Source organism: Trinickia mobilis (genome assembly GCF_017315705.1).
Taxonomy (GTDB): Bacteria; Pseudomonadota; Gammaproteobacteria; order Burkholderiales; family Burkholderiaceae; genus Trinickia_A; species Trinickia_A mobilis.
Genome location: NZ_JAFLRF010000017.1, coordinates 1 through 13,108 on the forward strand (window position 1 = coordinate 1; position 13,108 = coordinate 13,108).

12 protein-coding genes are annotated in these 13,108 nt (G+C 63.7%); 8 read left to right on the top strand and 4 right to left on the bottom strand.

Annotation, left to right across the window (positions count from 1 at the left end):
- Window positions 1–121 precede the first annotated feature (121 nt).
- The 7 genes from J3489_RS21890 to J3489_RS21925 all read left to right on the top strand — a co-directional run bounded on the left by J3489_RS21890 (window position 122) and on the right by J3489_RS21925 (window position 5,262).
- Window positions 122–799 carry a heavy metal response regulator transcription factor gene (locus J3489_RS21890; protein ID WP_207001576.1) on the top strand — a complete coding sequence of 226 codons (678 nt, stop codon included), beginning with the start codon at window positions 122–124 and terminating at the stop codon, window positions 797–799.
- Entirely contained in the window at window positions 799–2,211 is a 1,413-nt protein-coding gene (locus J3489_RS21895) for a heavy metal sensor histidine kinase (protein ID WP_207001735.1), read from the top strand. Before J3489_RS21890 ends, J3489_RS21895 begins: the two co-directional genes overlap by 1 nt.
- A 254-nt stretch (window positions 2,212–2,465) precedes the next feature.
- Entirely contained in the window at window positions 2,466–3,026 is a 561-nt protein-coding gene (locus tag J3489_RS38905) for a PAAR domain-containing protein (protein WP_207001578.1), read from the top strand.
- Window positions 3,027–3,028: 2 nt separating this feature from the next.
- Window positions 3,029–3,643, top strand: coding sequence for a hypothetical protein (locus tag J3489_RS21905; RefSeq protein ID WP_207001581.1), 615 nt, complete (start codon window positions 3,029–3,031; stop codon window positions 3,641–3,643).
- The gene (locus J3489_RS21910; protein ID WP_207001583.1) at window positions 3,640–3,930 is read left to right on the top strand and encodes a hypothetical protein; all 291 of its coding nucleotides are present in this window, start codon (window positions 3,640–3,642) and stop codon (window positions 3,928–3,930) included. The genes J3489_RS21905 and J3489_RS21910 overlap by 4 nt, the downstream gene beginning before the upstream one ends.
- 181 nt (window positions 3,931–4,111) lie before the next feature.
- Complete coding sequence (locus tag J3489_RS37750) at window positions 4,112–4,561, top strand: hypothetical protein (RefSeq protein ID WP_242540197.1); 450 nt, start codon at window positions 4,112–4,114, stop codon at window positions 4,559–4,561.
- Window positions 4,558–5,262, top strand: coding sequence for a hypothetical protein (locus tag J3489_RS21925; RefSeq protein ID WP_207001584.1), 705 nt, complete (start codon window positions 4,558–4,560; stop codon window positions 5,260–5,262). The genes J3489_RS37750 and J3489_RS21925 overlap by 4 nt, the downstream gene beginning before the upstream one ends.
- A 136-nt stretch (window positions 5,263–5,398) precedes the next feature.
- On the opposite strand, the gene J3489_RS21930 is transcribed toward J3489_RS21925, so the two are convergent.
- Genes J3489_RS21930 through J3489_RS21940 form a run of 3 tightly spaced genes read right to left on the bottom strand, consistent with a single transcriptional unit; the run spans window position 5,399 to window position 11,381 of the window.
- A complete protein-coding gene (locus J3489_RS21930; protein ID WP_207001586.1) occupies window positions 5,399–6,859 on the bottom strand; it encodes an efflux transporter outer membrane subunit in 1,461 nt (486 codons plus the stop codon).
- 23 nt (window positions 6,860–6,882) lie between these two features.
- On the bottom strand, window positions 6,883–8,154 hold the full coding sequence (locus tag J3489_RS21935) for an efflux RND transporter periplasmic adaptor subunit (RefSeq protein ID WP_207001588.1): 1,272 nt from the start codon (window positions 8,152–8,154) through the stop codon (window positions 6,883–6,885).
- Window positions 8,155–8,177: 23 nt separating this feature from the next.
- A complete protein-coding gene (locus J3489_RS21940) occupies window positions 8,178–11,381 on the bottom strand; it encodes an efflux RND transporter permease subunit (RefSeq protein WP_207001590.1) in 3,204 nt (1,067 codons plus the stop codon).
- Window positions 11,382–11,749: 368 nt separating this feature from the next.
- On the opposite strand from J3489_RS21940, the gene J3489_RS21945 reads away from it, so the two are divergent.
- A complete protein-coding gene (locus J3489_RS21945; RefSeq protein ID WP_207001592.1) occupies window positions 11,750–12,070 on the top strand; it encodes a DUF4148 domain-containing protein in 321 nt (106 codons plus the stop codon).
- Between the two features lie 46 nt (window positions 12,071–12,116).
- Here J3489_RS21945 and J3489_RS21950 read toward each other — a convergent pair whose 3' ends face one another.
- Entirely contained in the window at window positions 12,117–13,088 is a 972-nt protein-coding gene (locus J3489_RS21950; RefSeq protein WP_207001593.1) for a zinc-binding alcohol dehydrogenase family protein, read from the bottom strand.
- Window positions 13,089–13,108 lie beyond the last annotated feature (20 nt).

Below are 13,108 nucleotides of genomic sequence, written 5' to 3' on the forward strand. Positions count from 1 at the left end.
CGCCGGGTGATGAAGCTCGGTTCGGGCCAGTTGACGCCGGTCGGCATGCGCGTGATCGCCGCGAGCGCGCCTCATTGCGCTTAGAATCGCGTTATCGATCAATCCGCCTGCGGAGCATCAAATGCGCATTCTGGTCATCGAGGACGAGCCGAAGACGGGGGCATACCTCAAGAAAGGCCTGGAGGAGTCGGGCTATCACGTCGACGTGGCGAATGACGGCGCCGAAGGCCTGATCCTCGCGCAAGAGGAGAACTTCGACGTGATCGTGCTCGACGTCATGCTGCCCACGATGGACGGCTGGGCGGTGCTCAAGACGCTGCGCGCCACGCGCTCGACCCCCGTGCTGTTCCTGACGGCCCGCGACGATGTCGCCGACCGCGTGCACGGCCTCGAACTCGGCGCCGACGACTACCTCGTCAAGCCGTTTGCCTTCGTCGAGCTGCTCGCGCGCGTGCGCACGCTCGCGCGGCGCGGCCCGCCGCGCGAAAGCGAGTTGCTGAAAGTGGGCGACCTGGAGATCGATGTCAACCGGCGGCGCGTGCGCCGCGGCTCGACGCGCATCGATCTCACGCCGCGCGAATTCGCGCTGCTGCAACTGCTCGCGCGCCGTCAGGGCGAGGTATTGAGCCGCACGCAGATCGCGTCCTACGTCTGGGACATGAATTTCGACAGCGACACCAACGTGGTCGAAGTGGCGATCCGCCGGCTGCGCGCGAAGATCGACGACAATTTTCCGGTCAAGCTGATTCAGACGGTGCGAGGCGTCGGCTACGTGATCGAAGCCAAAGAGGCCGAATGATGGCGTCGCGCTCGCTGACCGCCACGCTCGCGCTGGCCTTTGCCGGCACGACGCTGGCCGTGTTCGCGCTGGTGGGCAGCGTGCTGGACTTCGCGCTCGACCGTCAGGTCAAGCAGCAGGACGATCTCGATATCGTGCTGATCTCTCGCCATACGCGGCGGCTCGCGCAAGAACTCGGCACGCTTGGCGACCTGCGCAATCACGCCGACCGCCTGACGAGCCAAGTGCTCGGCAACGCGGCGCTCTCGATGGAGATACGCGACGCCGGCCAGCACGTGCTCGTCGATCACAACACCGAGAGCATCGCCGATCCTTCGATGCCTTCGCCCGCGCTGTCGCGGCGCGTCGGCGCGACGCAGCGGATCACGCAAAGCGACATCGCGGAGTGGCACACGTCCGAGGGCGTGCCGGTGCGCGGTCTCGCCGCCGACGCCGTGCTGCGCGACGGCACGCCGGTCACGCTGATCATCGCGCGCAACATGACCGACCGCTGGCTCTTGCTCGACTACTACCGCGACCGCCTGTACTGGGTGGGCCTCGCCGGCGTGCTGCTCGCGTTCCTGATGAGCTGGATGCTCGTGCGCGAATCGCTGCGGCCGCTGCGCGAGATCGCGAGAAAAGCGGGGACGGTGACGGTCGACCGGCTCAGCACGCGCATCGAGGCCGACAACGTGCCGAGCGAACTCGAGGCGCTGGTCGCCTCGCTGAACCGGATGCTCGACCGGCTGCACGACGGCTTTCAGCGTCTGTCGCAATACACGGCGGATCTTGCGCACGACATGCGTACGCCGCTTGGCAATCTGCGCGGTGCGACGGAAGTGGTGCTCGCGCGGCCCCGTTCCATCGACGAATATCAGGCGGCGCTCGCTTCGAACCTCGAAGAGTGCGACCGCATCTCGCGGATGATCGAAAGCGTGCTGTTTCTCGCGCGCGCCGAGCATCCGCAGTTCGTCGCGCGGCGCGGCGATCTGGATGTGGCGAAGGAGCTCGCTCATATCGCCGACTACTTCGAAGGCCTCGCCGACGAGGCCGGCGTGCAGTTGCGCGTGAGCGGCAGTGCGCAGTTGCGCGCCGATGCCGAGCTGTTCCGGCGCGCGGTCAGCAACCTGCTCGCGAACGCGCTGCGTTACACGCCGCGCGGCGGCGACATCACGCTCCTCGCCGAAGAAGCGCCGGACGCGGTGCGCGTGAGCGTCGCCAATCAGGGCACGCCGATCGCTCCTGAATTGCTCGAGCGCATTTTCGACCGCTTCTATCGCGTCGACCCGTCGCGCAAGCGCGAGGCGAATACGGCGGGTTCCACCGGCCTCGGGCTCGCGATCGTGCGCACCATCATGGATCTGCACGGCGGGCGCGCGCATGCGGAAAGCGATGCCGCGAGCACGCGGTTCATTCTGACGTTTCCGCGCTAGCTGCCCCCGACGTTTCCCTAGCTGGAGCAACCTGTAATCGAAACCGGCAGGTAGTCAATGGACATATCAATTATCAGTTATCCGATAGAAGTTTGATATAGTCGAATATTGATAAATGGAAGCTGATATTGGATGCGTTTCGCATAGCTTCCGGCGATGTCGCGCGTTCAGGCAATCGGCATTCATCAAACCATCGTTTATTGGACAGTCGTCGTCAGCTTCCCTGCCGGCGTCGCCAAGAGAGGAGACCAAACATGTCATTTCCAGCCGCCAGGCAAGGCGATCCAACCGCCCACGGTGGGGCCGTGCTTAACGGCTCCGGCAATGTCTTTATCAACGGCAGTCCAGCGGCCTTCGCGGGTTGCAGCACGACTTCATGTCCCGTCCATTGCTCGGGCCAGGCCGTGGTTCAAGGTTCCAGCACGGTGTTCATCAACAACGTACCGGCCGTCTTCGTCGGTAGTCCGACCTCATGCGGGGCAGCGATCACGGCGGGGTCGCCGAATGTTTTCATTGGCGACGGACGACTGACGAAAACCAGTTCACAGTCGGAACCGGCATCGTCAACGAGTGCTGGAATTGCAACTGGCGATCATGCCGGAATGGCTGTTTCCGGCGACCATGCTGGGCAAGCGAGATACGACGATCGCTTCGTTATGCGAAATGCAAGCGGACAAGCGTTAGCTCACGTCGCCTACACGGTGCAGCGAGAAAGCGGCATTTTCGAGTACGGCGAAACGGATGGTGATGGGCATACGCATCTGCTTGCTTCCGTTGCTTCCGCAGAAAATATCGATGTATACCTTGCAGGATAGTCATGCCAGAGAAAATTCACGTCTCCCCGGACGGGGTGAAATACCGGTTGGTAGCATCCAAAACGACAACGCCGACGAAAGATACTTCGGCAAAAGAAATCATTGTGGATTCCACCAGCATTGAAGTCATTGTTAGTGACTCTCGGCTGTTCAGTAGGGGTTCTCAGTGGGGGCATGTCGCTATAGAAATTGACGGAATCGTCTATAGTCGCGCTAATGAAGAATACGTAAAAATAGATAAACGCACCTATTTCTATGGTGGCAACGTCAACTTGACCAACCGGTCGATACGAACCGGCGGGAATTTGTGGCGCGACAACGTGGGCTTGGTGCTCAGAGTATCCCCGGCCGAAAAGGAAAAGGTAAAACGCGAACTAGAGCGACGTGTAGGTGTGGATCAAGCATTCAAGCGGGCGCATCCGAATGAAAGTGCATACAGCATATTTGGCAATAGTTGTTCTTCGAATGTGGCCGATGCACTCGAAATGATAGGAATTTTAGCTCGTGATCCACGCTGGCTCCCAACCCCGATAACGCCAGCAGAATTAGATGCCGCACTCGAAAAATCCAAGCGCCTCACAAAGAAGAATTATTACCCGAAGCAGGCCAACGAGTGAAGAAGCGCTACCTTACCCTTGGCGTTGTTCAGTTGCTTTTGATTTCCCTGTCCGGCTGGATTAGACGGGCTTCGTGGAGAGAAATCGACATTTTTGAGGGAGCAGAGAAAACATGGCCCCCAAGCGTTCAGCTTTCGTTTTACGGTTTGGCCGGGTGGCTGGCAACGATTGCTATCGCAACGTGGTTTGCTGTGGTTGACAAGAAAAACAGATCGATGGTCGTTCTGTTCCTTGTTCTTCTCCTGCCGTGGTTGGAATTCTTCTTGTGGTTTGCGCTGAGCTTTTGATGGCGAGCAAGTAAGAGCGGTGGCGACGAGAGCGAGTGATTCGCCGGCCATCGACGCAATGAATTCAGAGGGATCTGAACTCCGGCCTGCCGATCTGAGTTCGGTCAGTTGGAGATAATGCTGGCGCTGCAAGCGCGTCGAGTGCAGGCCCGACCGATTTTGATTTCAGATCGCTACGCCTATGAAGCTCTCGTTCAAGCGGGCCGCACTATTTGCCGTGGTCGTCGCCATGCTTTCCTTCTGCCTCACCGACCACACCCCGCGCGGTACCGAATGTCACAAATCGACATCACCTGATGGTGTCTACATAGGCGAGCGCTGTCTGCTGAATTGGGTTCCGGGAGGGAACTCGGAATACGTTGGACGGTTATGCGATGCGAAGAGCGGGAAGCTGTTGGCGCAGCACACTTTTAGCAACCCGTCCCACAATATTTTTGGCGTGCCGGAGCACCGGATTGAGATTATTGTGCGGTGGAAAATCCGCAACAAGAAGACCGGAAAGATCGTGGATGGCGCGGAACGCGGCCGCTACGATACGGTGTGGGTTTCGACTGCAACGCATGGCGGCACCGTATTCTGGCAGCACAATCCGGACTATCTGAAGGCAACTGGAGGAAAGTCATACCGATGAGATTCCCGATCGTGCTGGCGGCGGCGCTGGCCGCCTTTGCGGGCGGCGCTTGTGCCGCTGAAACCTATGAGAGCTATGACGCCTTTTACGTCGCCCGACCTGGCGCGGTGTTCGGTGATGCGATTAAGTCCAAGCCTGGCGTTGCCTATTCCTCCCCAGGCGAGCAAGGCGTTTACACGGAACTGCGAGCCATCTTGGAAGGGCGAGCAGTGAACATTACGCTCGCAGGGAATCGCATAACGATCGACGGCAAGACCTATCGTTACGCAAGCGCGGCGACCTTCCCTGGAGAACATCCATCGAATATCTATCCGCTGACCGCCGACGTGTTCCTCGCCGGGCGAACTAGCGCCCACCCTGCCGTCCTCTGCCTACAAGGCGGCAGCAATGGATCGGGTGAATCCGATCGGTACACGCAAATCTATTTGCTGATCAATCCCTTGGCACCGAAGCGCAAGGTGACGTTTCCGCATTTGCCTAGCCTGCTCTCATCGTGCCGGGCCGTATTGGAGACGAAAGACGGGAAGCTCGCCTTTCCGAAGAATAGCTATCTGCTTGACGACGCGCAGGAGTCCCGCGTCGGGTTGCTGGTGTCGTATTACGCGTTCGAGGACCGGCGCTTCGCCCCAGTTCGTAACGAGATTCGGCTCCGATTTACCCATCCAGAGGTTCCGTTCCAGTTCTCGATTCAGGATAAGTAGTGATCGGTCTAGGGTCGGTTTTCGACCTGAACCTCCTTTACTGCCGGACCGCCCTTGCCGCGAATCAGAGTCAGTTACAGATAATGCCGGCCCGCGACGATGGAATAGAGGTCGGCTCCGTCGAATACGGGCCGTTTCACCTAGCAGTTTCCACACTGCCAAGCGATGCGCGATCCCACCCGCCGCCCAGCGCCTCCAACAACGCCACGCTCGCATCGATGCGGCGCGCCTCGATCTGGTCGAGGGTCCGCTCGTTGGCGAGCGCGATCGTCTGCGACGTGACCACGTCTAGATAGCTGACGGCGCCCGCCTGATAGCGGTTCGTCGTGAGTTGCAGCGACTGTTGCGCGGCGTCGGTCGCGCGTTGCTGCGTATCGCCTTCGCTCGCGAGCGTTTGCAGCGCCGACAAGTTGTCCTCGACCTGCTGAAAGGCGACCAGCACTGTCTGACGATAATCGGCGACCGTGCCGTCGTATTGCGCGGTCGCGCCTTTGAGCGTCGCGTCGCGGCGGCCGCCGTCGAACAGCGTGCCCGCGAGCTGCGAGCCGAGCGACCAGAACAGGCTCGGCGCAGTGAGCCAGGGCGCGAAGAACGTGCTTTCGAGCCCGGCCGACGCCGACAGCGTCAAATCCGGATAGAACGCCGCGTGCGCTTCGCCGATCTGCGCGTTGGCGGCCGCGACGCGCCGCTCGGCGGCGGCGATGTCCGGGCGCCGTTCGAGCAATTGCGAGGGCAGGCCGGTGGGAATCTGCGGCAGCGCGACGGCAGCTGTGCTGGGCGGCAGCGCAAACGACGACGCCGGCACGCCGATCAACGTCGCGATCGCGTGCTGCAGCTTCGCGCGCTCGACGTCGAGATCGGTGTCCTGCGTGCGCGTGCTCTCGAGCTGCGTCTGCGCCTCGGCGACGGCCGACGCGTCGATCCCGCCGTCCTTGAATTGCTGCTGCACGATCTTGAGCGACGCGGCGTAGGCGGCGACGGTGTCGTCGAGCAGCTTCTTCTGGATGTCGAGCGAGCGCAGGTCGAAGTAATCGGTCGCGAGGTCGCTCGCCATCGACAGGCGCACGGATTGCAGGTCCGCTTCGCTCGCTTGCGCGGTGTCGCGCGCGTTGACGGTCGCGTCCTTGACGCGCCCGAACAGATCCGGCTCCCAGCTTGCGCCGACGCCCACCGAGTAGTCGGGCACGGTCTTGCCCGCGAGCGAATGCCCGAGCACGTTCTGCGAGAGGCGCGTACGCGATTGCGCGATGCCGGCGGTGACGGTCGGCGAGTAGCCGGCGTGCTGATAGTCGACCATCGCGCGCGCGGCCTGCAGTTGCGCGACGGCTTTCTGGACCGACTGGTTCGAGATGTCGATGCGCGCTTCGAGGCGGTTCAGTTCGGGATCGTCGAACTGCGTCCACCACGGGCCGCGCGGCTTGGCATCGGCGGGCGCCGCGACCGACCAGCCCGCCGACGCTTGCGGCGCGCCCGCGTAGTGATCGGGCACGGCGACGCCGGGCTTCGTGTACGGCGGCAACGTCGAGCAGGCGGTCAGGGCGCATATGAGGCCGATGACGGCCGTGGTGCGGGCGAGGGGGGCGGGCAGAGCTGGCATTGTCGGTCTCCTTTGAACGGCGCTCAGCCTTGCTTGGCCGCGGCTGCGGGCGCCGCCGCCGAAGCGATCCGCACCGCTTCGCCGTCGACGATCGCGTCGCCGGGATTGTCGATGACGCGATCGCCTTCGGCCACGCCGGTCGCGACTTCGACGTAAGTGCCGAAATCGCGGCCGATCGTGACTTGCTTGAGTCGCACCTTGTTGTCGCTGCCGACGACCGCGACCGTCACGCCATCGGGCCGGAACAGCAGCGCGCTCACCGGCAGATCGAGCGCGGGATGCGCCGTCTGCAGCGCGAGATGCGCTTGCGCGTAGGCGCCCGGCAGCAGCGCACCGTCGCGGTTGTCGATGTCGATTTCGACACGCAGTGTCCGGCTCACGGAGTCGATCGCGTCGGCGCTGCGCGCGACGGTGGCGGGGAATTCGCGGCCGGGATATTGCTGGGTCGTCAGATAGACCTGGGTGCCCGAGGTGACGTAAGCGGCGTCGTCCTGCGGCACGTTCACGAAGATCCGCAACTTGTCGGTCTGCTCGATGTGGAAGAGTTCGCCGGGGTTGCCCGCGAGGCCCGGCGAACCGCCGGCGGTGACGAGCGAGCCGACGTCGACGTTGCGCGTCGTGATGACGCCGTCGAACGGCGCGGTCACCTTTTCGTACGACACCAGTTCGGCCAGCCGCGCGACGTTCGCCTGAGCGGATTCGAGCGCGGCGCGCTTCGCCTGCATGTCGCTCGTTTTCGTCTCGGCGTCCTGCTGCGAGACGGACTGCGTTTGCAGCATCGTCTGCCAGCGCTTCGCCGTGCTCGCCGCGTAGTCGGAGTTCGCCTGCGCGACGGCTTCGTCCGCGCGCGCCTGCTTGAGTTGCGCGTCGAGTTCGGGCGTTTCGATGTCGGCGAGCGTCTGCCCGGTCTTCACTTTCGCGCCGATATCCGTGTACCAGTGCTGGATATAGCCGCTCGTGCGCGCGTAGATCGAAGCGTCGGCATAGGGCATCACCGAGCCGGGCAGCAGTAGTTCCTGCGAGGCCGGTGCGCGGCGAGGCGCGACGACTTGGACCACCGGCTCGCGCTGCGCATCGACCTGCTTCGTGAGCGCGGTGCTCGCGGAAAGACGCGGCACGATGCCGATGGTGAGCAGCGCGGCGGCCGCGCAGGCGAGGGCGATCGGCAGCATCACGCGGCGGCGGCGCGATTTCGTACCGCGCGTTGTTGCGCCGGAATCCGTGTGAGCGACAGGGACCAGTCCAGTCGATGGAGAAACGTCGCGATCGTTCGACGGCGCGTCAGGCGTAGTCATGGCGATTCCTTGAGAGCTTTGATTTATTGAGCGTGTTCGCTGGCGGTTTCGGCGGCGGCCTTGCGTGCGCGGGATTCACGGCGTTTCGCGAGCCAGGTGTGCACGAGCCCGAACACCACCGGCACGAACAGCAGCGTGGAGACCGTGCCGAGCGCGAGCCCGCCGATCACCGCGCGGCCGAGCGGCGCGTTTTGCTGGCCGCCGTCGCCGAGCCCGAGCGCCATCGGCAGCATGCCGATCAGCATCGCGAGCGCGGTCATCAGCACCGGACGGAAGCGGCTGAACCCGGCTTCGAGCGCGGCGACGAGCGGTTCGACGCCGTCGCTCAACATCTCGCGCGCGGTGTTGATGACGAGAATGCTGTTGGCCGTCGCGATGCCGATGCACAGGATCGTTCCCGTGAGCGCGGGCACGCTCAGCGTCGTGTGCGTCGAGAACAGCATCCATGCGATGCCCGCGAGCGAGCCGGGCAGGCCGCAGATGATGATGAGCGGATCGATCCACGACTGAAAATTCACGACCATCAGCAGGTACACGAGCGCGATCGCGAACACGAGGCCGGCGCCGAGCCCTTCGAACGATTGGTTCATCGATTGCACCTGGCCGCGGATCACGATCGACGAGCCGGGCGGCAATTGCGCGCGCGCCTGGTCGACGAGGCGCGTCACGTCCGACGCGACGCCGCCGAGATCGCGCCCCTGCGCCGACGCGAAGATATCGAGCACGGGCTGCACGTTGTAGTGCGAGACCACGGCCTGCTGCATGCTGCGCGACATCGTGCCGAGCGTGCCGAGCTGATTCTGCGGATTGACCGAGGGCAGGCTGGTCGTCAGCGGAATGTTCGCGAGCGTCTGCAGCGAATGGATGTCGTACTGCGGCACTTGGGCCATCAGCGGATAGCTCACGCCGTTCTTCGGATCGAGCCAGAAGTTCGGCGTCGTCTGCGAGCTGCCGGACAGCGCGATCAAGAGGTTCTGCGCGACGTCGTGCTGCGTGAGCCCCGCCTGCATCGCCTTGGTGCGGTCGACGTCCACGTTGATGGTCGGCTCGTCGCCCGGCTGCTGAATGCGCGCATCGACGAGGCCGCGCACGCCGCGCAACTGCGCCAGCAGACGATTGGCGACGACGCGGTTGGCCGCGAGCTTGTTGCCGACGATCTGGATGTCGATCGGCGCGGGCAGCCCGAAGTTCAGGATCTGGCTGACGATGTCGGCGGGCAGGAACGCGAACGTCACGCCCGGGAACGACGCATTCAGCACGTTGCGCAGCTTGGCGACGTATTCGGCCGTGGGGCGGTGATCGGGCTTCAACGTGAGCAGGATGTCGGCGTCTTCGGGGCCGACCGGCGCGGACGAATCGTAGGTGAGGTTGATGCCGCTCACCGGCACGCCGATGTTGTCGAGCACGGCGGCCTGCTCGGACTTCGGGATGACCGTGCGGATTTTCGCTTCGACTTCGTCGGTGATGCGCGCGGTTTGTTCGATGCGCGTGCCGGTCGGCGCGCGCAGATGCAGGCGGATTTCGCCGGTGTCGACCGCAGGAAAGAAGTCGCGGCCGGCGAACGGAATCAGCGCGAGCGAGCCGAGGCACAGCGCCAGATAGATCGGAAGGAAGCGGCGGCGGCCGGAGATCGCGCGCTGCAGCACGGCGCGGTAGCCGTTTCTCAGCGCTTCGAAGCGGCGTTCGAACGACGCCTGGAACCGCACGAACACGCCGAAGCGTCCGCTTGCCGCCTTCGCGTGCTTCGATCGTGCACGCATCAAGTACATCGCGAGTGTCGGAATCAGCGTGCGCGAGAAGAAGTACGACGCGCACATCGCGAACACCACGGCCTCCGCCATCGGCACGAACAGATAGCGCGCGACGCCCGACAGCAGGAACATCGGCACGAACACGATGCAGATCGCGAGCGTCGAAACGAAGGTCGGCACCGCGATCTCACCCGAGCCGTTGAGGATCGCGTCGTGCAGCGGCGCGCCGTTTTCGAGGTGATGCGTGATGTTCTCGATCGCGACGGTCGCGTCGTCGACGAGTATCCCGACCGCGAGCGCGAGGCCGCCGAGCGTCATGATGTTGATCGTCTGCCCGAGCGCGGCGAGCGCGATCAACGAGGTCAGCACCGAGAGGGGAATCGATACCGCGATGATCAGCGTCGCGCGCCAGCTGCCGAGAAAGAGCAGGATCATCGCGGCGGTCAAGCACGCGGCGATCAGCGCTTCGCGCACGACGCCCGAGATCGCGGACTTCACGAACACCGATTGATCGGACAGCGGCGTGATCTTGAGCGCCTTCGGCAGGCCGGCTGCGATCTTCGGCAGCATCGCCTTGACCTGCTGGATGATCGTCAGCGTCGACGCGCTGCCGGTCTTCTCGACCTGCAGCAAAGCGGCGCGCTTGCCGTCGCTGCGCACGATGTTGGTTTGCGGCGCATAGCCGTCGATCACATGCGCGACGTCGCGCACGTAGACCACGGTGCCGTTCACGGTCTTGATCGGCAAATTGTTGAGCGCCTCGACCGTTTGCGTGCTGCCGTTCATCTCGACGTTGTACTCGCGCGAGCCGATCTTCGCCGTGCCGCCCGGAAGAATCAGGTTTTGCGCGTTGACGGCGTTGACGACGTCGATCGGCGCCAGCCCCTTCGCCTGCATCGCGCGCGGATCGAGCTGGACCATGATCTGGCGGATCTTGCCGCCGTACGGCAGCGGCACCGCGGCGCCTTGCACGGTCGCGAGCTGCGTGCGGATGAAGCTGTTGCCGAGGTCGTAGAGCGTCTGTTCGGGCAGCGTGTCGCTGGAGAGCCCGAGCTGCAGCACCGGCACCGTCGACGCGTTGTACGTGATGATGTTCGGCGGCAGCGTGCCGGGCGGCAGGACGCGCAGGATCGATGCGGAGTTCGATGCGGCTTCGGCGATGGCGCGGTTGATGTCGGCGCCGGGGTGAAAGAAGATCTTGACGACCGACACGCCGTTGAGCGATTGCGATTCGATGTGCTCGATGTCGTCGACGTCGGACGTGAGCGCGCGCTCGTAGTTCGACGTGATGCGCTGGGCCATGTCCTCCGCCGAGAAACCGTTGTACGTCCACACGATGCTGACGACCGGAATGTCGATGTTCGGAAAGATGTCCGTCGGCGTGCGCATGATCGCGATCGGCCCGAGGATGAACAGCAGGACGGCGAGAACGATGAAGGTATAGGGCCGCCGCAGGGCCAGTCTGACGATCCACATGACGATTCCTTGGAAAGAGGCTTGTTGCAGCGCTCCGGCGCAGCGGCGTGCAACGGGGGCTTCACGTGGCGGCAAGTTTGACTGGCGGGCATTTACCCGTGACTGACCGGGAAATTACAAGTCTGTTATCTGGCTTGTTGTCCGAAGCGGCGGCGGCTCGCGGTTCTGGGGGCTAAGGGGGGCGCTAAGGGGGGCGCTAAGGGGGGCGCTCGCGGGGCGAGAAAGATGACAAGCTTGTAATGAGCGAGTCAGCATCGGGACAGGGCGCGCTGCCGAGAATGAAGGCAACTCTTCATCGACACCGATGGAGAGGCTCAAGGCTTCGTTCATGGTGAATGCGGCCGCTATGCTCTCGAAGGAGACACATCATGAAAGCACTGATCAAGGCCGTCCTGATTTCCTGCGCGCTGTCGGCGCCCGCCTTCGCGTTCGCTCAAGCGACCAACGGGCCGGTGACCCGCGCCGAAGTCAAAGCGGATCTCGTCCGCGTCGAACAAGCCGGTTATCGTCCGGGAGGAAAGGATCTGTACTATCCCGACGACATTCAGGCGGTCGAGGCGAAGATCGCGGCGCAAGGCCAAACGCCCGCGGCGGCGTCGGTCGGCGGTGCGCCGACGACGGGCGCTTCGCAGGCCGGCGCGCCGCTCGTCGCGCTGAACGACGCGCAGTCGACCTACGCGCACCATTGAGCGCGCGTCATGCGCGCGATCGCGGGCCGCGATGCGGCTTCATGCATCAGTGGACCACGACCATCTTCCCGCCGGCCTCGTTCGCTTCCATCACGCGATGCGCTTCGCGGATTTCATCGAACCCGAACACCCGGGACGGCTTGGCGTCGAGCCGGCCGGCGGCGGCGTCTTCGGCGATCTTTTGCAGCGGCACGTCCGAGAGCGGAAAACCGGGCGTGCCGAACACGAAGCTGCCGAAAAATGTCAGATAGACCCCGCTCGACATTTGCAGCAGCGGGTTGAAATCGGCGATGGGCGCGAGGCCGCCGAGAAAGCCCGCGAGACAGGCGCGGCCGCCGCGCCGCAACATCGCGAGCGAGTCGAGGATCGTGCTGTTGCCGACGAGGTCGAGCACCGCGTCGATCCGCTTTGCCTCGGGGATGCGCTTGCCCAGCTCGGGGCCTTCGATCTCGACGCGCGAGGCGCCCATCTCTTCGAGCATCGCGAAGCGCGCCGGATTGCGCGTCGTGGCGACCACCTTTGCGCCGGCGTTGACGGCGAGCTTCACGGCCGCCTGTCCGAACGACGACGTCGCGCCGCGGATGACCACCGTTTGCCCTGGCTCGATCTCGAGATTGCGGAATAGACACGTCCACGCGGTCGCGTAGGTTTCCGGAATCGCAGCGAGCTCCGCCCACGGCAGATCGGACTCGATCAGCGCGACGTTCGACACCGGCGCCCGCGTGTATTGCGCGTAGCTGCCGTTGATGGTTCGCCCGAGTCCGCCCATCAACGCAGCGACTTTCGCGCCGGCCGGGAATTCTCCGCCGGGGCACGACTTCACGATGCCCACGCATTCGATCCCGCTGACTCTGGCCGCTTCGGCCCACTCGCCGCGCCGCATATGCATCTCGGCGTGGTTGATGCCGAATGCCTTGATTTCGATGACCACATGACCTTCCAGTGGCTCGGGTTCCGGCAGTTCCGTGTAGACGAGGCTATCGAGGCCGCCGAACTTGTCGAGCACGATTGCACGCATGACTTTCTCCTGCTGACTGA